Consider the following 22,646-nt stretch of genomic DNA (forward strand, 5'->3'; position numbering starts at 1 on the left):
GCCGAAGATCGGCGGCAGGGAGAGAGAGCGGGTTTCTTGTTGTAGTGACTGCAGGCTAGCGGGGGGATGTGCCGTGGAAATGTCCCTGCATGGCGCCGCTGGCGTGCTGCGTGCCAGGCGGCCGCCTGCGTGTCAGCCCTGGCACATGCACAACGACCTCCCGAGGGAGGCCGTTGTGACAACCGGCGTATCCAGCCAGCGGGCCCGGCGGCCCAAGGGCGCGCGATCAGAAGCGCTGGGTGTACTGCAGGTAGCTGTAGCGTCCCGGGATGGCATAGGCCGAATCGAACGAGTTGGCAGAGGCGCTGAGCGCCACCGGCGGGTCGCGGTCGAAGACATTGTTCAAACCCACGCGCACAGTCGCATTCCACGGCAATTGGTAAGACACCTGCATGTCGTTGAACGCAGTTGCCGCGACGTGGCGATAATTGCCGGTGTCGTCCAGCTCCGAGTCGTAGTCCTTCATGCCCGAGTAGTAACGCACGGCCCAGTTGGCGGCCAGGTTGCCGTAGCTCCAGTCCAGGGTGAGCGTGCCGCGCGTGCGCCAGTTCGGGTTATCGGTGTGGTAGATGCCGTTGTAGCTTTCCCAGGCCGAATTGTCGTCCTGCTTCTGCTCGTTGACCGCCACGTAGGTCGAATCCAGCGTCAGCATGAACTGGCCGATCGCGGTCTGCGGCAGCTTGTAGCGCGCGGTGAAATCGTAGCCTTCCATGCGTTGCTCGCCGACGTTCACCGGCTGGATCACCAGGCCGGTGATGGCGCCGGTGGCATCGCGGGTGACCAGGTCGCAGAACGCCGAGACATTGAACTGATAACACTGCGACAGGATCTGGTTGGCGCTGAATTCGGTGATGGCGTCGGTGATCCTGATCTTCCACCAGTCCAGCGACACATCCAGGCCTTGCACCGAGGCGGGGCTGTAGACGAAACCGAGCGTGGCGTTCTTGGACTTTTCCGGCTGCAGGTTGGCGTTGCTGGTGTAGGTGAACGGATAGATGGTCTGGCCGGAGTTGCCGCTGGCGCTGTTGTACTCGGCTACGTAATTGGCCGGTACGCCGCCGGCCGCGCACGCGGCGGCAATCGCGCCGGTGTAGGAGGTGCTGTTGGTCGAGCAGGGATCGGAATAGGTATCGAAGCTGTCCGATGCGCCCAGGTACAGGTTTTCGATCGATGGCGCGCGGAAGCCGGTAGCGTAGTTGCCACGGATCAACAGGTCGGCGACCGGCTTCCACTTGAAGCCGAATTTGCTGTTGGTGGTGCTGCCGAAGGTGTTGTAGTCCGAGTAACGCACGGCTGCGCTCAATTCCAGCAATTGCGCACCGGCCACATCCTTCAGCAGCGGAATCGCCACTTCGGTGTAGTAGTCGTTGAGCGTGTACGAGCCGGAGGTAGGCGTAAACGAATTGCCCGAGGTGTAACCGGCCGAAATCAACGCATCCGGCGAGGAGAAGCCGCTTTCCTCGCGATGCTCGACGCCGGCGGCAAAGCTCATCCAGCCGGCGGGAAGCTCGAACAGATCGCCGGTGAGGTTGGCGGTGAAACTGCTGTTCTTGTACTGATAGGTGTTGTGCGCGGTAAACAGGATGTAGTCCAACATCTCCTGAGTCACGCCACCGGCCGGCGACAGTGGGTTGAATGGCACGCAGCCGGCAATGACTGCGCCGCCGCTGTCCAGGCACGACAGGGTGCCATTGACGATGGCGGATGCGCCGAGCGCGTTGCCCAGGTTGAGCAGGTTGACGTCGCCGTACTGGGTTTCGGTCTGGTCGGTCTGATTGTGCGCAAAGCCCACATCCCAACTGAACTGCCTGTCCGCAAACTGGAAGTCGCCCTCCAGCCCGGTATACACGTGCGAGGTCTTGACGTCCTGCTGGTAGGTGCGCGCGAATTCGGTCAACCGATGCGACCAGCCCACATCGCGTCCGTCGCCGCCGTAGGCGCTGTTGTACGGGTTGTAGTAGCTGTCGCCGCTCATCAGGATGCCGGTGTTGACCGAGGCCAGCGGAAAGCCGGCCAGCTGCTGCGACGATTGGCGGCGGTTGTAGAGTCCATCGAACTTGAAGCGCACGTTGTCGGTGAGTGCGTAGTTGCCTTGCACGTACAAGGCATCGCGCTTCTGCGGCGTGACCAGGTAATTGTCCTTGGCATAGTTGTAGCCGTAGTCGGAGGTATTGAAGGCGGTGTACTGGTCCAGACCGTAGCGCGGATAATTGCTGTCGCCGCTGGCGGTTGCGCTGCCGGGCAACACGGTCCAGGCACCGCTGTTGCCACCTGCCCGCAGACGGCCACTTGCCGAGTAGCTGCTGTAGGCCGACGACCCTGCGCCATACACCGGCTCGGCCGAGATCTCGCGGTCGCCTGCCATCACCGCATCTTCCTTGACGCTGGACAGCCCGATCACCAGATTGCCACGCTCGCTGGTGGCGCCCACGGTGGCATCGAACGAGGTGCGCTGACCGTCGCCTTGGCCGTACTGGCCGACGTAGGCATTGACTTCGGCACCATCGAAATCGCTGCGGGTGATGATGTTGACCACACCGGCGATGGCATCGGAGCCATAGATCGACGAGGCGCCGTCCTTGAGCACTTCCACGCGCTCCACGATGGCCGACGGAATGGTGTTGAGATCCACCGAGCCGGACAGGCCCGACACCCAGCGCCGTCCGTTGACCAGGACCAAGGTGCGCGAGGCACCCAGGTTGCGCAGGCTCACGGTGGCCGAGCCGTCGCCGCCGTTGTTGACGGTGGAGTTCATCGTTGCGCCATTGGAGGGGATGCGCTTGAGCACGTCGGCCACCGAGGTCAGGCCCTGCTTTTCGATGTCCTGACGCGTGAGCACCAGCACCGGTTGCGAATTTTCCACATCGACAGAGCGGATGCGCGAGCCGGTGACTTCGATCTTGTCCAGATTGGTCGGACTCTTGTCGGTCTGTTCCTGGGCAACGGCACTGGTGGTGATGCACAGGCCGATGGCGATCGCGAGCGAGCCCCGACGCAGGGTCGGGTGGAGCGTGGACATAGTCATGTATACGGCGATTCCCGGTAGAGGAGGAACGACAGCGCGATCCCCGTTGGATGGCACCTGCGCGTGTACGTCTTCATCGACACGACACGCGGGCTTAGCGGGAATTTAACGAGCGCGTGTCGCCACCGTTTTTCGCCAATCGGCGCCTTGTTGCGCTGCGCCGCGCACAGTGCGCGGGCGCGCCATGCAATGCCGTGGCGAGGCCGTGCATGTGCACCGCCGACCTGCGGTGGCAGGCGGAGACATATGTCGCTGTGGAAGGCGAGGCTACTGCTGCACGCTCTGCCAGGTGGGCAGCGTTCGCTGCCTAGAACGGCATGCGCCGCTGGCGCACTCGGTGCGGGCGCGTTGCCGACGCCCCGCGATATTTTTTCAGCCGCGCAGGGTGCGATGTGGTTTAATCGCCGCCGAAGTGGGGGTACCGCAGTACGCTGCGGTTGAGATAGTCCCTTCGAACCTGATCCGGCTGATACCGGCGTAGGGAAGCTTCGTTAGATGCGATGGTCCGTGCCTGCACGGGTGCATCGCCATTGAGCGCCGCCGCTTCGTCCGCCTGCGAATCCTTCGCAGGGCCAGCGCCGTGGGTGCTGGTCTTCCAGCACACAGGACGAACGCCATGAATGCCGCGCCGACCGTTTTGCAGCAACAAGCCCAGTCGCTGTCCGAGGCTGTGACCCAGCCGATTCCAGGCTCCCGCAAGATCTTCGTGCAGGGTTCGCGCGCCGACCTGCAGGTGCCGATGCGCGAGATTGCATTGACCCGCACACCGACCCTGTTCGGTGGCGAGGACAATGCGCCGCTCAGCGTCTACGACACCTCAGGGCCGTATACCGACCCGCATGCCGCGATCGATCTTGCCGCCGGTCTGGCGCCGCTGCGCGCGCGCTGGATCGCCGAGCGTGGCGATACCGTGGCGCTGGATGGCCTGAGTTCCAGCTTTGGCCGCGGCCGCGAGCACGATGCGCGCCTGGATGCGGTGCGCTTTCCTGCGCGGCGCCTGCCACGCGTGGCGCGCGAGGGTGCCAATGTCACCCAGATGCATTACGCGCGGCGCGGCATCATCACCCCTGAAATGGAGTTCGTGGCGATCCGCGAAAACCAGCGCCTGGAAGCGGTGGCCGACGCGATGCTGCGCAAGCAGCATCCGGGCGAAGCCTTCGGTGCCGCGATCCAGCAATGCATCACACCGGAATTCGTGCGTGACGAAATCGCACGCGGCCGCGCGATCCTGCCCAACAACATCAATCACCCGGAAAGCGAGCCGATGATCATCGGTCGCAACTTCCTGACCAAGATCAACGCCAACATCGGCAACAGCGCGGTGTCGTCCGGCATTGCGGAAGAGGTCGAAAAGCTGGTGTGGTCGATCCGCTGGGGCGGCGACACGGTGATGGACCTGTCCACCGGCAAGCACATCCACGAAACGCGCGAATGGATCATCCGCAATTCGCCGGTGCCGATCGGCACGGTGCCGATCTATCAGGCGCTGGAAAAGGTCGACGGGCGTGCGGAAGAGCTTACCTGGGAGATCTTTCGCGACACCTTGATCGAGCAGGCCGAGCAGGGCGTGGATTACTTCACCATCCACGCCGGCGTGCTGCTGCGCTATGTGCCGCTGACGGCAAAGCGGGTGACCGGCATCGTCTCGCGCGGCGGGTCGATCCTGGCCAAGTGGTGCCTGGCCCATCACAAGGAAAACTTTCTCTACACGCACTTCGAAGACATCTGCCAGATCATGAAAGCCTATGACGTGGCGTTTTCGCTGGGCGATGGCCTGCGCCCGGGCTGCATTGCCGATGCCAACGATGCAGCCCAGTTCGGCGAGCTGGAAACGCTGGGCGAGTTGACCAGGATCGCCTGGAAGCACGATGTGCAGACCATGATCGAAGGTCCGGGGCACGTGCCGATGCAGCTGATCAAGGAAAACATGGACAAGCAGCTGCGCGAATGCGGCGAGGCACCGTTCTATACCCTGGGGCCGCTGACCACCGATATCGCGCCCGGCTACGACCACATCACCAGCGCCATCGGTGCGGCGATGATCGGCTGGTTCGGCACCGCGATGCTTTGCTATGTCACGCCCAAGGAACATCTGGGCCTGCCCAACCGGCAGGACGTACGCGACGGCATCATGGCCTACAAGATCGCCGCACATGCTGCGGATCTGGCCAAGGGGCATCCCGGTGCGCAGGTGCGTGACAACGCCTTGAGCAAGGCGCGTTTCGAATTCCGGTGGGACGACCAGTTCCATCTCGGGCTGGATCCGGAAAAGGCCAGGGAGTTTCACGACGAAACCCTGCCCAAGGAGGCGCACAAGCTGGCGCACTTCTGCTCGATGTGCGGGCCGCATTTTTGCTCGATGAAGATCACCCAGGACGTGCGCGATTACGCGGCCGAGCACGGTATGGGCGAGGCGCATGCCTTGTCGGCGGGAATGGAAGAGAAGTCGGCGCAGTTTCTGGCGCAAGGCGCGCAGGTGTATCGCGCCACGTGACATGCGGCAGCATCGTCACGTTGCAGCAGACCGACTGGCTGCTTAGGAAAAATTCAGCTTCGGCTTAGTCAGATCGCAGCGCGGTACGCAAGTGCCGCGCGGTGACTGCGTTGCAAGCGGTTACAGCCCGCAAGCATTTCGCGGCATTTTCCTGAATCGCAGATAAAAAAATCGCGCCAGAGGCGCGAAGGGGACATCGTAATTATTTGAATTCGTCGGCGAGAGAGAGAGAGCCTGACGTCGCCACCTGTCGTAGGGAAGCAACGAGGCATAGAGTAAAATTTGCACCAAATGGATGCATGACACAGTTGGTTGTGGTCCTTTGCTGAATTTGGCGTTTCGCGCGAAGTGCGTGTTGCGTTCTTTGTAGTCCTTGCATGCCGATGCGTGTTTCTTGCCGATGAGTGTTCCTCCCGCTAATGCCATGCCATCGGGCCGGTTACGTGTCGGCCAGTGCGTGGTCGACGTCGCCTCGCGCGAAGTGCATGCGCCCGGCGCCAAGCGCGCCGCGCGTCTGGCGCCGAAATCCCTGGCGGTGCTGCTGACGCTGGCGCGGCAGCCGGGCCAGGTGGTGACGCGCGAGCAACTGCTGGCCGAGGTCTGGCCCGACACCTTGCCGACCAACGACGTGGTGACCCAGGCGGTCACGCAACTGCGCAAGGCATTGGCCAGCAACGGCAGCCAGCGCTTCGAGCATATCGAGACCATTGCCAAGACCGGCTATCGGCTGCTGGCCCCGGTTGCGTGGGAGCAGCCGTCGGACGGTCCGGCCGATGTTGCCGCGCCCGCGACGGCGGTGACTGCATCGGACAAGGAGCCCGACGAGCGCAACCGCACCGCCGGCGTCACCGCCACTGCCGCGTTGCAGCGCAGCCCGGTCACCCGGCAGCCTCCAGCATCGGTTCCGGCTGCGTCGGCTGCAGTGCGGCAGCGCCGATGGATGGCCTTGGCAGTGGCCAGCGTGGCCTTATTGGTGGTGCTGGGACTGGCGGCGCGGACGCTGTGGATGCGCCCGCCGGATCGCGACGCGGCAGCGGCCTCGGCAGTGCTCGGCAGCCCCAAGCGCCCGTATCAGATCATCACTGCGGGCGGCGGATTCGATCTCATGCCCAGCCTGTCGCCGGACGGGGCGATGGTGGCCTATGCCTCGCTGACCAGCGATCGCGCAGGCACCTCGATCCTGGTCAAGACCACCAACAACGCCTACCCGCGCGTGCTGGACACGCCGGCGGCCGGTATTTCCGATCGGCTGCCGGCCTGGTCACCGGATGGGCGCGAGATCGCCTTCTCGCGGCAGGCGCCCGATGGCAGCTGCCGCATCATGATCGCTGCTGCCAACGGCCCGGCTGCCGCACGCGAGGTGGCGCGCTGCGATGGCGCGGACATGCTGAGTTTCAGTTGGTCGCCGGACGGCCGTGCCCTGCTGTTCGGCAGCATGACCGGCATGCACGGGTCGCCGCGCATGCGGCGGCTGGATCTGGAAACCGGCCAATGGCAGCCGCTGCGCTACAGCGCGCAGTCGAGCGACTTCGACTACACGCCGCGCTATTCGCCCGACGGGCACTGGATCGTGTTTCTGCGCAATCCGCAGCTTGGCGATCTGTGGCGCATTTCGGCAAGCGGCGGAACCGCCGAGCGGCTGACCCACGACAACGCCGATATCCGTGGCTGGAGCTGGTTGCCCGACGGCAGCGGGCTGATCTTCGGGCGTCGTGTGGACAGCGAAGCGCGGCTCTACCGGCTCGATCTGGTCGACCGCAGCCTGCATGACCTCGGTGTGGACGATGCGCAGGCACCGGATGTGGCGCATGGTCATCTGGTCTTCGTGCAGCGCAAACCGCAATTTGGCGTGTATCAGGTCATTCACGACCCCATGAATGGCGGCTACATTCGCCGCCGGCTGTTTCCTTCCAGCGGGCGCGACGATCAGCCGATGATTGCGCCGGACGGGCGCCAGTTAATCTTTGCCTCCAATCGCTCCGGTGCGTACGGCCTGTGGTGGGGCGATGTCGGCAAGCCCGGCTCGGTGCGCCTGATCGAAGGCCTGCGGCCGGATGCGCGCCAGGCCGCCGACTGGTCGGCCGACTCGCAACGCGTGCTGGTCAGCGGCAGCGATGCGCACGGGCATGCGGCACTGTTCGAAGTGACCCCGAGTACCGGCAAGGCGCTGCGGCTCCCGGTGCCGCAGCCGCGACCGTTGCAGGCGATCCATGTTCCCGATCCCGATCAGTTGTTGGTGGTGGCTGCCGCCGATGACGGGCGCACCTTTGCCACGCTCTACGACAGACGCAGTGCTCCATGGCGCGCGCTGGCGTCGCTGCAGGACGTCTCGCAGTTGCGGCTGGACCGCGCCAGCGGCCAGGTATTGCTGACGCGTCTGACCGGCGGCGGGCTATGGCAGGTCGCCCCGTCGCTGGCCGCCGACACCTTGCGACCGGTCGATCCGCAGCAGCCATCGCGCTGGCGCTATCGCAGCTGGGCTCCCGGCGCGCGCGGGCAATTGCATTACCTGTCGTCCACCGACGCCTGTGCCACCTATGACAGCGACCTGCGCGGCGGTGTCGGGCGCTGCATGGATGCGGCCAAGTACACCACCATCAATGGTTTCAGCGTGGATCAGCGCAGCGGCGCGTTGTATGTGGCATTGGCAGAAGAAGACGGCAGCTCGATTGCCTTCATGGCGTTGCCGGAGCGCCTGGCCACGCCGTTGGGTGTGATATCCAACCTGTTGATCGTGTTGAGGAAAATCGCTTCGTAAGTTTTTCGGAAAGACTTCGTGGCAATTTCGGCAGACCTTCGTCGGAACTTCCTGACTGACGCCAGATTCGGCAAAACACTACGCCCTCTTTTGTACAGGGGGCTGCCACCATGCAACAGGTCATCACCGCAGATCGCGGGCTCGCACTTTCCTTGGACGGTGCCAGCGAGCCGACGTCGACGACCTGTCTGGCGGTCTCCCGCCTGGGCAGCATCCGGACCGCCGCGGCCACGTTCACGCTGTGGGTGCAGTTGCGCGGCCGCGCCTGGGTGGAGTCCAAGGAAGGGCGCTTCCGTCTGCGCGCCGGCGACTGGATCGCCTTCGACAAGGAATCGCATCCCACCGTACAGGCCGACCGCAGCGCGCTCTGTGTCGGCGTCAGCCTCGATGGCGACAGTCTGCAGTCGCTGGCCGAGTTGACCGACGCCACGTTGTATCCGGGACGCAGCCAGCTGTCGCGTGGGGATCTGCGCATTGCATTGCGTCTGTGGCGTAACGCGGCTGCGCAGAGCGGCGGTGCATCGGCACGCCCGTTGTTGCTGCATCTGGCTGCGATGCAGCGCGACTTCATCGCGCAGGAGCAGCGCTGCCCGGGGCGTTCGCGCAGCCGTCGCCGTCAGGTCTTCGGTCGCATGCAACGTGCGCGGCTGTATCTGGAAGGCAATAGCGACCGCGTGGTGCGCATCGCCGAGCTGGCGCAGCTGACCAACTTCTCCAGTTGGTATGTGTCCAAGACGTTCCAGAGCCTGTACGAGGAAAGCCCGCAGGCCCTGTCGGCGCGCCTGCGCCTGGAACGCGCCTCCGATCTGCTGCGCGATACCTCGATGATGATCGGTGAGGTTGCGGCGGCAAGCGGGTTCGACAATTGCTGCAGCTTTGCGCGTGCATTTCGTGCGCGTTTCGGTGTCTCCGCATCGCATTACCGCGACCAAACGACAAATCCGCCAGATTCGGCAAAGCCACGGAACGTGACGCGCAAAGCGACGATGTTCACGCAATCGTAATTTGCACAGGGGCGCTTAACGCGCCACTAACGAACCCTGGAGAGATTGATGAACCTTCGCACCTCCGCAGTGCGGCTGGGCCTGTTGCCCGCCGGTATTGCGATCGCGTTGACGCCGGCATTTGCCGTCGCGCAAGAATCGACCACCACGCTGGACCGTATCGAGATCACCGGCTCGCGCATCCGCAGCGCCGATGTCGAGACCCAGCAGCCGATTTTGACGCTTGACCGTCAGGCACTGGAAAAGCAGGGTCTGACCTCCGTCGCCGACGTGCTGCAGAACCTGACCTCCGCTGGTTCGCCGGCGATCTCGCGCGCTGATGCGCTGTCGTCGGGCGAAGACGTCGGCGGTTACTACGTCGATCTGCGTAACCTCGGCGCGCAGCGTACGTTGGTGCTGGTGAACGGTAAGCGTCTGGGTGCATCGACCTCCGGTCTGCAGGATCTCAGCCAGATTCCGATGTCGGCAATCGAGCGTATCGAAGTGCTGAAGGATGGCGCTTCGTCCATCTACGGTTCCGATGCCATTGCCGGTGTGGTCAACGTCATCACCCGCAAGCGTTTCGACGGCGCAGAAGCAAGCGTGCAGTTCGGCCAGTTCGGTCAGGGCGACGGCGATACCACGCAGTACTCCTTCACTGTCGGTTCGCAGGGCGAGCGCGGCGGCGTGACGCTGTCGGCCGAGTACTCCAAGCAGGATCCGGTGTTCGCCAAGAACCGCTGGTTCAGCCGCGATGGCTCGCGTGGTCCCAACTCCACCCCGAACAGCTGGAGCCCGATCAGCCAGAACGGCTCGTGGTGCAATCCGCTGCAGGTCGACTGCGCAGATCCGGACACCGCGGTGTGGCAGACCCTCAATGCCGGTGGTAACCCGAACAACCCGGCCGACTATCACCCCATCACCCCGGCCGAGTACGCCAACTCGAACCAGCAGATGATGGTGCAGACCGGTATCGAGCGGAAGTCGGTGTTTGCCAACGTCAACTACGACGTTGCCGATGCCATCACCTTCAACGCCGACATCGCTTACAACGAGCGCACGACCGACGGACAGATCGCGGGTTATCCGTACCAGTCCGGTTCGTTCGGCACGCCGCTGGAAGCCGGTAGCGCGTTCAATCCGGTTGGCCAGGACGTCGATTTCCGTCGCCGCCTGTGGGAAGTGCCGCGCGCCACCGAAAACCAGCTCAAGACCCTGCGCTTTGCGCCGACCTTGAGCGGCTACTTCGATCTCGGTGGCAAGACCTGGGACTGGGACGTTGGCGCGTTGTGGAATCGCAACGAGAACACCAAGCGCAGCCGTGGCGACATGAGCCTGATCGCATCGCGTCAGGCACTGGGCCCGTCCTTCATCAACGGCCAGGGCGTTGCACAGTGCGGTACCGCTGCCAACCCGACCCCGCTGTCGGCGTGCCGTCCGTGGAACCCGTTGCTGCCGTACAACGTTGCAGGTCAGGGCTCGCTCGCCGATCCGGCGTTGCAGGAATTCCTGTTCCCCACCTTCACCGACACCGGCCTGACCAAGACCACCAGCTTCACTGCCAACCTGTCCGGTTCGATCGTTGAACTGCCGGCTGGCGACCTGGGCATTGCGGTCGGCTATGAACACCGCAAGGAAGAAGGCCGCTTCTCTCCTGACGCATTCGCGCAGTCGGGCGAGAGCACGGGCCTGGGTGCCAAGACCACGCAGGGTGAGTACTCGCTGGACGAGGTCTACCTCGAATTGAATGTGCCGCTGCTGAGCGACGTCGCATTCGCCAAGGAACTGACCTTCAACGCTGCGACGCGTTACTCGGACTACAGCAACTTCGGCGACACGCTGAACTCCAAGTTCGGCCTGACCTGGCGTCCGCTGGAAGACCTGCTGGTGCGTGCGACCTATGCGGAAGGCTTCCGTGCGCCGACCATCAGCGATCTGTACGGCGGCCTGAGCAGCAGCTTCGAGGATTACATCGATCCCTGCGGCGTCGGTGCTCCGAACAGCGTCAATGGCAATGCAGCCTGCACCAATGCCGGCGTACCGTTGGGCTACACCCAGCTGGGTCAGGGCTTCGTGCCTTGCACGACCTACCCGTGCCAGACGCCTGACGAATTCGTCAGCGGTGCCAACCCGAACCTGAAGCCGGAAACCTCCACCAGCAAGACCGCTGGTCTGGTGTGGAGCCCGCGTTGGGTGCAGGGCCTGGATATCTCGCTGGATTGGTACCGCTACGAGATCAACGACATGATCATCGCCGATAGCGTCGACCGTATCCTGCGCGACTGCTACGTGCTGGGCAATTCGGAGCGCTGCGCAGGCGTGACGCGTGCAGCCGACGGCCATATCTCCTCGATGACCTACGGCGTGGCCAACCTCGGCCAGATGGAAACCGAAGGCTACGACCTGGGCGTGAAGTACCGTTTGCCGGAAACTGCAATCGGCTCTTTCACCCTGGATTGGCAGACCAGCTACGTCAGCAAGTACGACGAAGCCGGCCAGGACAGCGCGGGCAACGCCATCATGATCGGCCGCGTCGGCGAGCCGGGCATCTTCCGCGTGCGTTCCAACGTTGGCGTGAACTGGGCGCTGGGTGATTTCGGCGTCAACTACACCCTGCGTTACTACTCGGGCATGAAGGAAAGCTGCATCACGCTGGCCGAGGGCTATTGCGACGCCCCCGACCATTTCGCCAACGGCGAATCCGATCCGCTGCGCCACACCGGTTCCAACACCTTCCACGACCTGCAGGTCAACTGGAAGGCACCGTGGGACGCAACGATCGCACTCGGCGCGAACAACGTGTTCGATCACCGCGGTCCGCTGCAGTACTCGGCACCGAACAGCAGCTTTGCCTATTACGGCGGCTTCGAAATCGGTCGCTTCGTGTACATGAAGTACACCCAGCGTTTCTGATCCATCGACGCGCTGTAGCATGAGGGACGGGCCGCAAGGCCCGTCCTTTTTTTATGGTGAGGTGGATGCGATGCAGGCCTCTGCGGCCCTCATGATCAAAGCGACCGTGCCGACGGTCAGCCGGCGCCACTGCCATCACTGATGACATCTGCACTGATGTGGCAAGCCGCCGATCGGAAAGGAGGTGCCGGCTGCACTTCAGCGGCTGCGTTTCAGTGCGGCCTTGCTGCAGTGGTGCGGCAAAAAAAAACGCGGCTTTCGCCGCGTTTTTTTTCATTCACAGGCAGCTCAAGCCTCAGCAAGCCCCAGCAAGGTATCGGCCTGTTCGCGCCAGGTTGGCAGGCGGGCGAGCACGCCGACCTTGGACAGGTACTCTTCGTCCACGGTTTCGCCGCTGGCCAATGCGGTCGCCACATGCACCGCGCCGGTCACCCAGAAACTGCGCAGGCTGGAGCGCTGCGGGTGGCGATGGAAGGCCACCGCTTCGATGATCGGCATCGGCAGGCCCCACAGGCCGAGCAGGTAAGCACCGGCTTCGGTATGGCCCAGGCGGTCGTCGCCGCCTTCCAGCGGCGGTTCGCGCTCGTCGCGCACGCCGGGCAGCAACAAGCCGATATCGGCCAGCAGCGCGGCGGTGGAGCCCAGTTCTGCGCTGGTCGGCGGCAACACCTTGGCGGCCAGTCGCGAGGAGAGCAGGGCGCGTCGCTGCATCGCATTGCGCTCGGCCGGGGTCAGCGTCTGTACCGAGAACACTTCGCTGGCCAGGACCAGGTCGCGCAGCGTGGCCACGCCCAGGCGGGTCACTGCCGTGCGCAGATCGGTGATGCTGCGGCCGCCGGAGAAGAATGCGGAATTGCACAGCTGCAGCACCTTGGCGGCAATCGCCGGATCGCCGGCGATCAGCTTGGCGATATCGGCCGCGTCGGCGCCATCGTCTTCTTCCAGTGCATGCATCAGGCTCAGATACAGATGCGGCGGCGACGGCAGTTTTTCGATCCGGCCGATGGCGGCGCGCAAGCGCGGATTGCCGAGCAGATCGCGCAGTTCTTCCAGGCTGGTGATGGCTTCGAGCAGGACTTCCGGGGCCAGCGGCACCGGCAGAAAGCGGTGCGCCACGCCAATGATGCGAGCCGGCGGGGTGCGCTGACCATCCTGGGCATCGATCAGGGCGATGCGGATGGTGTCCGGGCGCAGCGTACGGATCTGCCCCAGCAACGTGGCGGACGTGAGATCGGGCAGGACGGGGGCGACGATGACCGCGTCGAACGGCGATAACGCGGCCGCCTCGATCGCCGAATTGCCGTCGGCCACCTGCTGCACCTGCCACTGATCACCCAGATCGGCGACATAGTCGCTCAATTCGGACGGAAGACTGGCTTCGTCCCCAACAAACAGAATACGCAAGACACTTCCCCAAGAGTCACCGGTGACAGACACCGGCCAAACGCTGTCGGCAATGTACCCAATCTGCCGCCGGCGGTCACCGGGATCACGCCGGAAGCGTGATCCCGATCGCCCCGCGGTTGCGGGGCTGCGTCACGGTCGTTGGATCAGGGTGCGTCGGAATTATAGCGTTCCACCGACTCCACCAGGATGCGCTTGGCCTCGGCCGCGCCGCCCCAGCCATCCAGCTTGACCCACTTGCCCTTCTCCAAGTCCTTGTAATGCTCGAAGAAATGGCCGATGCGCTCCATCCAGTGGCTGGACACCTGGTTGATGTCCTCGATATGCGCGTAACCGGAGAAGATCTTCTCGATCGGCACTGCCAGGATCTTTTCGTCGCTGCCGGCCTCATCGCTCATGCGCAGTACGCCCACCGGACGGCAACGCACCACCGAGCCAGGCACCAGCGGCAGCGGCAGCACCACCAGCACGTCGGCCGGGTCGCCGTCGCCGCACAGGGTGTTGGGCACATAGCCGTAATTGCAGGGGTAACGCATCGGGGTGGACAGGATGCGGTCGACGAAGATCGCGCCGCTGGCCTTGTCCACCTCGTACTTGACCGGCTCCGAATCCTTCGGAATTTCGATGACGACGTTGATTTCTTCCGGCAGATTCTTGCCGGAGGTGACCAGTTCAAGACCCATGCGCGTAACTCCCGAGGCGTCATCTAGTGTGTGGAGCGCGATTCTACGCGTTCGGCTGTTGCGGTGCAGCGACACTGAATGGGCAATGTTCTGACCGCCGTGTGCGGCATAGCCCGCATTCATCCCGGGAAGCTCCCCGATCGTCGCGGCCCGCGGCGCGGCGCACGCTGCAGACTCATCCACTGCTCGGGAACTGCCATGTTCAAGCCTGTGCGTTTGCTCGTTGTGCTGCTGCTCTCCGGTGCCTGCCAGCTCGCCTCTGCGGCGACGCCGGCGCCGACATTCGTCGATGCGGTGGACTGGCCCGCCAATGGCGAAGGCTGGGAAGCCTTTGTCGATCTGGAGCAGCGGCTGGAACAGGATTTCGACAACATCTGTGGCGACACCTTTTGCGGCGGCGAGTTCAGCGACTACCAGCCGCTGCGCTTGCGTTGCTCGGTGCACCGGGTCAGCGGGGTGGTGCGCAGCTGCACCTGGACCTTCGGGGCCAGCGAGGTCAGCGTCGACCCCGGCAGCGGGTACCTGCGCTCGGACAGTCGGGTCTGGCGCTGCACGGCGCCGCTGAAGGCAGGGACGCGTCTGGACGAGATGTACCGCACCCTGGCGGTGAACAATCCGCTGTTCGAGCCACTGCCCGGTGGGGCGCCACCGATCTATGACGGCTTGATCGGTTGCCTCTGAGGAAACGCTTGCACCGCAAGCCGTGGCGCGGTGTGTTGCCCGGTGCAGCGATTGCATGCGGGCGCCGGACCTGCCCGGCGTCGGCACGTGCGAGCCGATGCGGCACGCGGGATCATTACCGCAGGCCTGTCGCTTGTCAGTAGCAGGCCGGCACGCGGCGCACACCGGCGCACGGCCCCGGGGTACGGCGCCTGGGCCCCGGAACGTGAGTCGGCACGTTCCGGGGCCGGCCTCCATCAGCTTCGATCGACCCGCGGCTTGCGATAGGTGGTTCTCAAAGCAGCGGCACCAGCAGCAGGGCCACGATGTTGATGATCTTGATCAGCGGATTGATCGCCGGTCCGGCGGTGTCCTTGTACGGGTCGCCTACCGTGTCACCGGTGATGGCGGCCTTGTGCGCCTCGCTGCCCTTGCCGCCGAAATGGCCGTCTTCGATGTACTTCTTGGCGTTGTCCCAGGCCCCGCCGCCGGTGGTCATCGAAATCGCCACGAACAGGCCGGTCACGATCGTGCCGATCAACAGGCCACCTAGGGCACGCGGGCCGAGCAGCAGCCCGACCACCACCGGCACCACCACCGGCAGCAGCGAAGGCAGGATCATTTCGCGGATCGCCGAGCGGGTCAGCATGTCGACTGCGCGGTCGTATTGGGGCTTGGCGGTGCCGGCCATGATCCCGGGAATCTCGCGGAACTGGCGACGCACTTCTTCGACCACGGCGCCTGCCGCGCGCCCCACTGCTTCCATCGCCATCGCGCCGAACAGATACGGGATCAAGCCGCCGATCAACAAGCCGATGATCACGCTGTGGTCGGACAGGTCGAAGGCGAAGACCTCGCCGGGATTGGCCGCCTGCAGGTTGTGCGTGTAGTCGGCAAACAGCACCAGCGCGGCCAGTGCGGCCGAGCCGATCGCATAGCCCTTGGTGACCGCCTTGGTGGTGTTGCCCACCGCATCCAGTGGGTCGGTGATGTTGCGCACCTCCGGCGGCAGCTCGGCCATCTCGGCGATGCCGCCGGCGTTGTCGGTGATGGGCCCGTACGCATCCAGCGCCACGATCATGCCGGCCATCGACAGCATTGCCGTCGCTGCGGTTGCAATGCCGTACAAACCGCCAAAATGAAACGCGCCCCAGATTGCCGCGCACACCGCGATGACCGGCAGCGCGGTGGATTTCATCGAGACGCCCAGGCCGGCAATGATGTTGGTGCCGTGGCCGGTGGTGCTTGCGGCGGCCACGTGCTGCACCGGCTTGTACTGGGTGCCGGTGTAGTATTCGGTGATCCAGACGATCAGGCCGGTAAGCACCAGGCCGATCAATGCGCAGGCGTACAAGGCCGTGGCGCCATGCGTGTTGTCGCGCATCAGCGACTGGGTGATCGGCCAGTAGGCGAGTGCGGCCAAGACGCCGGAAACGACCACGCCTTTGTAGAGCGCGCCCATGATCGAGCCGCCCGCTTTGACCTTGACGAACGAGGCGCCCACGATCGACGCGATGATGGAGACGCCGCCCAGCACCAGCGGGTACAGCACCGCGTGCGGACCGGTTTCGCTCAGCGTCAGGCTGCCGAGCAGCATCGTGGCGATCACGGTGACCGCATAGGTTTCGAACAGATCCGCCGCCATGCCGGCGCAGTCGCCAACATTGTCGCCCACGTTGTCGGCGATCACCGCCGGGTTACGCGGGTCGTCCTCGGGGATGCCCGCTTCCACCTTGCCGACCAGGTCTGCGCCCACATCCGCACCCTTGGTGAAAATGCCGCCACCCAGGCGCGCGAAGATCGAAATCAGCGACGAACCGAATGCCAGCCCCACCAGCGCGTGCAGGTTGCGCTCCAGCGGCAGGCCCATCGCCTGCAGCACCGCGTAATAGCCTGCCACCCCGAGCAATCCCAGCCCCACCACCAGCATGCCGGTGATGGCGCCACCGCGGAACGCCACATCCATCGCACGGCCGATGCCATGGCGTGCGGCCTCGGCCGTGCGCACGTTGGCGCGTACCGACACGTTCATGCCGATATAGCCGGCCAGCCCCGACAGCACCGCGCCGATCGCAAACCCGATGGCGGTGTACCAACTCAGAAACAGCCCGACCAGGACAAACAGCACGCCGCCGGCAATCGAAATGGTGAGGTATTGCCGGTTGAGATACGCGCGTGCACCTTCCTGGATCGCGGCGGCGATCTCCTGCATGCGTGCGTTGCCGCTCGGCTGCGCGATCACCCAGCGTGCCGATACACCGCCATAGACGATTGCCAGGACCGCACATCCCAGCGCAAGTGGTAACCCGTAGTGTTCCAGCATGACCCCTCCCAGAGAATGGATGTCGTCCGGTCGGGACGAACCAAGGGCGATGCACGCAGCGAGTGGGGTGGCGAATACGGACTCGACGGCCATGGAGGCCGCAATGCGCGTCGCGATGTTCGGGTGGCCGGATTGCGGGCGAGTATGCGCCGCGGCCTGCGCCGCTGCCACCACTGCGGCTTTGGCGCGTCGTTCAGTCGCGGCATGACAGCCTGCGGCCAACGTGATCGAGCCGATCCAGGAGTGACGATGTCCAACCATGCCGCGTCAACATATGCCGTGACCATCGCTGCAGTGCTGCTCAGCGCCCATGCGCTCGCTGCCGACCCGACGCCGGAGCTGAAACAGCGCCCGGCCGGCACCGCGCAAGCGGTCGGTGCCGTGCACACCCTGCGCCAGATTCCAGAAGCCTGTGCGCGCCTGGAAGGCGTATTCACCGGCAATGCTGCGCAGCCGTATACCTTGTCGGTGGTGCGCAGCAGTCCCACCTGCCAGCCACGCGCCCGCTTCGTGGATTTCGCCAAGGCCACGCCCAGCGTCGCATCGGGCTGGATCTACAACGACGTGATCCGCGTCCCCAGCGCAGCCTGCCCCGCGCAGCAGGCGGTAGTGCGCATCTGGCGCAAGCCGGTGGATGCCAAGCCGCAGCTCGATGGCCAAGGCCAGTCGCGCATCTATCTGGAAGATGCCAAGCAACAGGCTGCCGCCGGAAAGATCCCGCAGGTGCCGATGTTTGCTGCGCAGATGACGGTGGAAGGCAAGGCCTGTCAATAACTCAGGCGTTCGCTCCAGTCACTCTATTCAACGACAAACCCCGGCCAGGCCGGGGTTGTCTGCATGACGCTTCACAAGGTCACATGCGTCGTCGCAGCGGCGCATCCGTCGATCAGTGTCGTCAAAAACCTGGACGACCAGGCGAGGCGCTGTATCGATGGCCGCATGCCGTGTTGCGGTGCATGAGCACTGTGGCAGATGTGCGAGTGGGTATATGGGCGTGCAGCGCCCATTAGCGCTTCCGGTCGCCCACGCCGACGTTCATCCCTCCCAGTTCGGCAATTTTTTCGCCACTGCCACGTTCTTCAGCGTCACATACTTCGGCAACCCGTCGCTGCCGTAGGCCAGCGGCGCTTCGCCCTTGATCAACGGGGCGAAATAACGGCGAGCGCGTTCGGTAATGCCGAAGCCGTCCTTGCGCAGGAAGCTGGGCGGCATCTTCTTTTCGTGGTTGGCCACCTTGTGCAGCGGGGCCGGCACGATCTTCCAGCGGTATGGCGCGTCGCTGACGCGTTCGATCACCGGGATCACCGCGTTCATGCCCTTGAGCGCGTATTGCACCGCGGCCTTGCCGACGGCCTGTGCCTGCTCCCAGTCGGTCTTGGAGGCCAGATGGCGTGCGGAACGCTGCAGGTAATCGGGCAGGGTCCAGTGCACCTTGTAGCCGAGTTCCTGCTTGACCTGCGCGGCCAGGAACGAAGCCACGCCGCCCAGTTGCGCATGGCCGAACGAATCGGCCGCGCCGCCCGCGTCGGCGACGAAGCTGCCGTGCGCGTCCTGAATGCCTTCGCTTGCGACCACCACACACCAACCGACCTTTTCCACCACCTGCTTGACCTTGGCCAGAAACGCGGCCTGGTCGTAGGCCCGCTCGGGCAGCAGGATGATCTGCGGTGCGTCGTCCGGGCCCTGGCCGGCCAGGCCTGCGGCAGCGGCCAACCAGCCGGCGTGGCGTCCCATCGCCTCGTAGATGAAGACCTTGGTCGAGGTGTCGGCCATGGCGGCGACATCCAGTGCCGCCTCCCGCACCGACACCGCGGTGTATTTGGCCGCCGAGCCGAAGCCGGGGCAGGTATCGGTCACCGCCAGATCGTTGTCGATGGTCTTGGGCACGCCGATGCAGTGCAGCGGGTAGCCATAGGCCTTGGCCAGCTGCGAGACCTTCCAGGCGGTATCGGCCGAGTCGTTGCCGCCGTTGTAGAGGAACCAGCGCACGTCGTGCGCACGCAGCACATCGAGCAGGCGCTCGTACTTGGCGCTGTCTTCTTCCAGCGATTTGAGCTTGTAGCGGCACGAGCCAAACGCGCCACCCGGGGTCTGCGCCAGCGCGGCGATCGTGGCGGCGGACTCCTTTGAGGTATCGATCAGCTCCTCGCGCAATGCGCCCAGGATGCCGTTGCGTGCGGCCAGCACCTTGATCTTGCGTGCGCGCGCCTCGGTGATCACGCCGGCGGCGGTGGCGTTGATGACGGCAGTGACGCCGCCGGACTGGGCATACAACAAGTTGCCAGTAGACATAGGGGGACGGGCTCCTCGATGGGACATGGCGCAGGGGACAGTGCCGGGACATTCCCCGGATGCGGTAAGCTGCACGACCATACGGTCAGCGCTGGCGAAGACCAGAGTCTAACGCCGCCAACCGCAACGCGTTTTTATTCGAAAGTGGAGTGCACTGATGCGATTGGTTCTGTTGGGACCGCCCGGTTCGGGCAAGGGCACCCAGGCGACACGTCTCAAAGACAAGTTTGAGATCCCGCATATTTCCACCGGCGATCTGCTGCGCGCCGAAGTGGCCGCCGGCTCGCCGTTGGGCCTGAAGGCCAAGGAAGTGATGGCACGCGGTGATCTGGTCTCCGACGAGATCCTGCTCGGCATGCTGGAGGCGCGGCTCGGTCAGGCCGATGTCGCCAAGGGTTTCATCCTCGACGGCTATCCGCGCAACGTGGCGCAGGCCAATGCGCTGGACGACCTGCTCGGCAAGATCGGTCAGCCGCTGGATGCGGTGGTGCAGCTGGATGTGGCCAGCGAATTGCTGGTCGAGCGCATCGCCGGCCGCGCCAAGGCCGAGGGCCGCGAGGACGACAATCCCGAGTCGGTGCGCAAGCGCCTGCAGGTCTATACCGACTCCACGGCACCGGTGATCGGTTTCTACGAACAGCGCGGCAAGCTGGCACGCGTGGACGGCGTGGGCTCGCTGGATGAAGTGCTGGAACGTATCGGCACCGCGCTCGGTCGCTGAGACGGTTCGGGCCGGGCAGTGCGCCCGGTCCATCCGCCGCGCTGGAATCCGTCGCGGCTTGCGTAACGCATTGATTGCGCAAAAGAAAAACCCCGGGCGTGCAAGACGCCCGGGGCAGAATAACGCCAGCAATGAGCTTGCTCAGAGCTCCACAGCATGAGCTCCCTGGGGATTTGGCCTCTTGGGGAGTAGGACCAAAGGGGTGCTGCGACTGGCGTTCAGCATAGTGATGGATGTGACGCAGTTCGCATATCGGGAAATTCCCGACAGTACGGTAGGTCTTTCCTGACACTGCGCTCGGCCGCGAGGCGGAATGGCCGGCAACTCCGGCGATCGGCGACAATGCACCCCATGACCAAACTCCACATCCTCGGCATCGCCGGGACCTTCATGGGCGGTGTCGCCGCCCTTGCGCGCGAGCTGGGCTGGCAGGTAGAGGGCAGCGACCAGGCCATCTATCCGCCGATGTCCACCCAGTTGGAAACCCTCGGCATCGCGCTGGCACAAGGCTACGCGCCGTCCAATATTTCGGCCGATGCCAGCGACGTCGTCATCGGCAATGCCTTGTCGCGCGGCAATCCGGCGGTCGAAGCAGTGCTCGATGCCGGCCGTCGCTACAGCTCCGGTGCGCAATGGCTGGCCGAGCAGGTGTTGCCCGGCCGCGACACCCTGGCCGTCGCCGGCACCCACGGCAAGACCACCACCACCACCATCCTGAGCTATCTGCTGGAAGCCGCCGGGCGCGCGCCGGGCTTTCTGATCGGTGGTGTGGCCGAAGACTTCGGGGTCTCGGCGCGGCTGGGCCAGGGACGCGAATTCGTGGTGGAAGCCGACGAATACGACACCGCGTTCTTCGACAAGCGCAGCAAGTTCGTGCATTACCGGCCGCTGGTGGCGATCCTCAACAACCTCGAGTACGACCACGCCGACATCTTTCCGGACGTGGCCGCGATCCAGCGCCAGTTCCATCATCTGGTGCGTACGGTGCCGGCGCGCGGGCGGCTGATCGTCAACGGCGAGGATGCGCGCCTGGCCGAGGTGTTGGCGATGGGCTGCTGGACGCCGGTGGAGCGCTTCGGTTTCGATGCCTCTCTCGAGTGGAGCGCACGCTTGATCGCCGCCGACGGCAGTGCGTTCGCGGTGCTGCAGCATGGGGTGGAGATCGGCCAGGTGCAGTGGCCGCTGGTCGGGCGGCATAACGTGCTCAATGGATTGGCGGCACTGGCCGCCGTGCATGCGGTAGGCGTGGATCCGGTAACGGTGATGCCGGCGCTGGCGCGCTTTCAAAGCGTCAAACGGCGGCTGGAGCTGTTGGGGCAGGCGCGCGACATCACCGTGTACGACGACTTCGCCCATCACCCCACCGCGATTGCGACCACCTTGCAGGGCTTGCGTGCGAAGGTCGGCGCGGCGCGCGTGCTGGTGGCGATGGAGCCGCGCAGCAATTCGATGCGGCTGGGTGCGCATGCGCAGGCATTGGCACCATCGTTGCGCGATGCCGATGCGGTGGTGTTTCTGCATCGCCCCGAACTGGCCTGGGACGCCGCACCGATCATCGCGCAGGTGCGCGGTGACGCGCACGTGGCGCATGACGTGGAGGCATTGCTACAGACACTGGGCGCGATCGCGCAGCCGGGCGACCATGTGGTGTTCATGTCCAATGGCGGTTTCGATGGCGCGCCGCGTCGCTTCCTGGCGCAATTGTCCTCATGACCGGCCTCACGACCACCGCCGACACCAGCGCCTTGCCGCTGTTTCCGCTGCACAACGTGCTGTTGCCGGGTGCGGCAATGGGTTTGCGCGTGTTCGAGCGCCGCTATCTGGACCTGGTGCGCGAGAGCGGCCGCGCCGGCAGCAGCTTCGGTGTGTGCCTGATCCTGGATGGCAGCGAAGTCGGCGTGCCGGCCACACCGGCTGCGTTCGGTACCGAAGTGCGTATCGAGGATTTCGATGTCGGTGCCGACGGCGTGTTGGTGCTGCGCCTGCGTGGCACGCGTCGCTTCCGTGTGCAGCGCTCGCGCATCCGCGACAACGGGTTGGTGGTTGGCGAGGTGAGTTGGTGCGAGCCCGACAGCGATGACGAACTGCGGCCCGAGCATGGCCTGCTGGCGACCGTGCTCGAGCGCATGCTCGAACAGGTCGGCGGCCAATTCGCCTCTGCCGGGCCGGAACTGCTGGACCAGGCGGCATGGGTCGGTTGGCGCCTGGCCGAACTGCTGCCGCTGACCGAGCAGCAGCGTCTGTCGCTGTTGCAGCTGGACGATCCGCATCGGCGCCTGGACCAGTTGCTGGCCTGGATGCCGTGACGCGGTGAACCAAGCGCGCGCGTAACCCGTCACCGCGCTTGCACCCCTGCAACGGCACACTCGCCACGCTTGAGTGCGCTCACG

The 22,646-nt window shown here is 64.7% G+C and carries 14 protein-coding genes and 1 riboswitch; of the genes, 9 read left to right on the forward strand and 5 right to left on the reverse strand.

All coding sequences use genetic code 11. The features are described from left to right. Window positions 1-226: 226 nt before the first annotated feature. Window positions 227-2,998, reverse strand: coding sequence for a TonB-dependent receptor (locus GGR73_RS08880; RefSeq protein ID WP_154833377.1), 2,772 nt, complete (start codon window positions 2,996-2,998; stop codon window positions 227-229). Between the two features lie 431 nt (window positions 2,999-3,429). After that, window positions 3,430-3,527, forward strand: a riboswitch (TPP riboswitch). Window positions 3,528-3,641: 114 nt separating this feature from the next. On the opposite strand from GGR73_RS08880, the gene thiC reads away from it, so the two are divergent. From thiC to GGR73_RS08900, 4 genes are all read left to right on the forward strand, one after another. After that, window positions 3,642-5,519, forward strand: a complete 1,878-nt coding sequence (gene thiC, locus GGR73_RS08885) for a phosphomethylpyrimidine synthase ThiC (protein WP_184456595.1) — start codon at window positions 3,642-3,644, stop codon at window positions 5,517-5,519. A gap of 424 nt (window positions 5,520-5,943) precedes the next feature. Beyond that, window positions 5,944-8,277, forward strand: a complete 2,334-nt coding sequence (locus GGR73_RS08890) for a winged helix-turn-helix domain-containing protein (RefSeq protein ID WP_184456947.1) — start codon at window positions 5,944-5,946, stop codon at window positions 8,275-8,277. A gap of 110 nt (window positions 8,278-8,387) precedes the next feature. After that, window positions 8,388-9,281, forward strand: coding sequence for a helix-turn-helix domain-containing protein (locus GGR73_RS08895; RefSeq protein ID WP_024940093.1), 894 nt, complete (start codon window positions 8,388-8,390; stop codon window positions 9,279-9,281). 48 nt (window positions 9,282-9,329) lie between these two features. Next, window positions 9,330-12,173, forward strand: coding sequence for a TonB-dependent receptor plug domain-containing protein (locus tag GGR73_RS08900; RefSeq protein ID WP_024940092.1), 2,844 nt, complete (start codon window positions 9,330-9,332; stop codon window positions 12,171-12,173). Between the two features lie 288 nt (window positions 12,174-12,461). Here GGR73_RS08900 and GGR73_RS08905 read toward each other — a convergent pair whose 3' ends face one another. Together GGR73_RS08905 and ppa are read right to left on the reverse strand one after the other, a co-directional pair. Beyond that, complete coding sequence (locus tag GGR73_RS08905) at window positions 12,462-13,610, reverse strand: HDOD domain-containing protein (protein WP_024940091.1); 1,149 nt, start codon at window positions 13,608-13,610, stop codon at window positions 12,462-12,464. A 113-nt stretch (window positions 13,611-13,723) separates the two neighbouring features. Next, window positions 13,724-14,260 carry an inorganic diphosphatase gene (ppa, locus tag GGR73_RS08910; RefSeq protein WP_005990841.1) on the reverse strand — a complete coding sequence of 179 codons (537 nt, stop codon included), beginning with the start codon at window positions 14,258-14,260 and terminating at the stop codon, window positions 13,724-13,726. Between the two features lie 198 nt (window positions 14,261-14,458). Between ppa and GGR73_RS08915 the strand changes: the two genes are divergently transcribed. Then, window positions 14,459-14,941: a hypothetical protein gene (locus GGR73_RS08915; RefSeq protein ID WP_184456949.1), complete on the forward strand. Its 483-nt coding sequence runs from the start codon at window positions 14,459-14,461 to the stop codon at window positions 14,939-14,941. A 274-nt stretch (window positions 14,942-15,215) separates the two neighbouring features. Here the strand turns inward: GGR73_RS08915 and GGR73_RS08920 are convergent, their stop codons facing one another. After that, window positions 15,216-17,243, reverse strand: a complete 2,028-nt coding sequence (locus GGR73_RS08920; RefSeq protein WP_046344188.1) for a sodium-translocating pyrophosphatase — start codon at window positions 17,241-17,243, stop codon at window positions 15,216-15,218. 249 nt (window positions 17,244-17,492) lie between these two features. On the opposite strand from GGR73_RS08920, the gene GGR73_RS08925 reads away from it, so the two are divergent. Beyond that, on the forward strand, window positions 17,493-18,017 hold the full coding sequence (locus GGR73_RS08925; protein WP_046344187.1) for a hypothetical protein: 525 nt from the start codon (window positions 17,493-17,495) through the stop codon (window positions 18,015-18,017). A gap of 261 nt (window positions 18,018-18,278) precedes the next feature. Here GGR73_RS08925 and GGR73_RS08930 read toward each other — a convergent pair whose 3' ends face one another. Next, on the reverse strand, window positions 18,279-19,535 hold the full coding sequence (locus tag GGR73_RS08930) for a 6-phosphofructokinase (RefSeq protein ID WP_154832600.1): 1,257 nt from the start codon (window positions 19,533-19,535) through the stop codon (window positions 18,279-18,281). Window positions 19,536-19,692: 157 nt separating this feature from the next. Here GGR73_RS08930 and GGR73_RS08935 point away from each other — a divergent pair, with 157 nt between their 5' ends. From GGR73_RS08935 to GGR73_RS08945, 3 genes are all read left to right on the forward strand, one after another. Further along, entirely contained in the window at window positions 19,693-20,256 is a 564-nt protein-coding gene (locus GGR73_RS08935; protein WP_024940086.1) for an adenylate kinase, read from the forward strand. 342 nt (window positions 20,257-20,598) lie between these two features. After that, a complete protein-coding gene (mpl, locus tag GGR73_RS08940; protein ID WP_184456597.1) occupies window positions 20,599-21,969 on the forward strand; it encodes a UDP-N-acetylmuramate:L-alanyl-gamma-D-glutamyl-meso-diaminopimelate ligase in 1,371 nt (456 codons plus the stop codon). Continuing rightward, the gene (locus GGR73_RS08945) at window positions 21,966-22,562 is read left to right on the forward strand and encodes an LON peptidase substrate-binding domain-containing protein (RefSeq protein ID WP_024940084.1); all 597 of its coding nucleotides are present in this window, start codon (window positions 21,966-21,968) and stop codon (window positions 22,560-22,562) included. The genes mpl and GGR73_RS08945 overlap by 4 nt, the downstream gene beginning before the upstream one ends. Window positions 22,563-22,646 lie beyond the last annotated feature (84 nt).

The organism is Xanthomonas sp. F14 (assembly GCF_014199865.1).

What these genes read in the sequence shown, in the direction of transcription:
- thiC (WP_184456595.1), top strand. Translation starts at nt 3,642, where the DNA reads ATGAATGCCGCGCCGACCGTTTTGCAGCAACAAGCCCAGTCGCTGTCC.
- GGR73_RS08890 (WP_184456947.1), top strand. Translation starts at nt 5,944, where the DNA reads ATGCCATCGGGCCGGTTACGTGTCGGCCAGTGCGTGGTCGACGTCGCC.
- GGR73_RS08895 (WP_024940093.1), top strand. Translation starts at nt 8,388, where the DNA reads ATGCAACAGGTCATCACCGCAGATCGCGGGCTCGCACTTTCCTTGGAC.
- GGR73_RS08900 (WP_024940092.1), top strand. Translation starts at nt 9,330, where the DNA reads ATGAACCTTCGCACCTCCGCAGTGCGGCTGGGCCTGTTGCCCGCCGGT.
- ppa (WP_005990841.1), bottom strand. Translation starts at nt 14,260, where the DNA reads ATGGGTCTTGAACTGGTCACCTCCGGCAAGAATCTGCCGGAAGAAATC.
- GGR73_RS08915 (WP_184456949.1), top strand. Translation starts at nt 14,459, where the DNA reads ATGTTCAAGCCTGTGCGTTTGCTCGTTGTGCTGCTGCTCTCCGGTGCC.
- GGR73_RS08920 (WP_046344188.1), bottom strand. Translation starts at nt 17,243, where the DNA reads ATGCTGGAACACTACGGGTTACCACTTGCGCTGGGATGTGCGGTCCTG.
- GGR73_RS08925 (WP_046344187.1), top strand. Translation starts at nt 17,493, where the DNA reads ATGTCCAACCATGCCGCGTCAACATATGCCGTGACCATCGCTGCAGTG.
- GGR73_RS08930 (WP_154832600.1), bottom strand. Translation starts at nt 19,535, where the DNA reads ATGTCTACTGGCAACTTGTTGTATGCCCAGTCCGGCGGCGTCACTGCC.
- GGR73_RS08935 (WP_024940086.1), top strand. Translation starts at nt 19,693, where the DNA reads ATGCGATTGGTTCTGTTGGGACCGCCCGGTTCGGGCAAGGGCACCCAG.
- mpl (WP_184456597.1), top strand. Translation starts at nt 20,599, where the DNA reads ATGCACCCCATGACCAAACTCCACATCCTCGGCATCGCCGGGACCTTC.
- GGR73_RS08945 (WP_024940084.1), top strand. Translation starts at nt 21,966, where the DNA reads ATGACCGGCCTCACGACCACCGCCGACACCAGCGCCTTGCCGCTGTTT.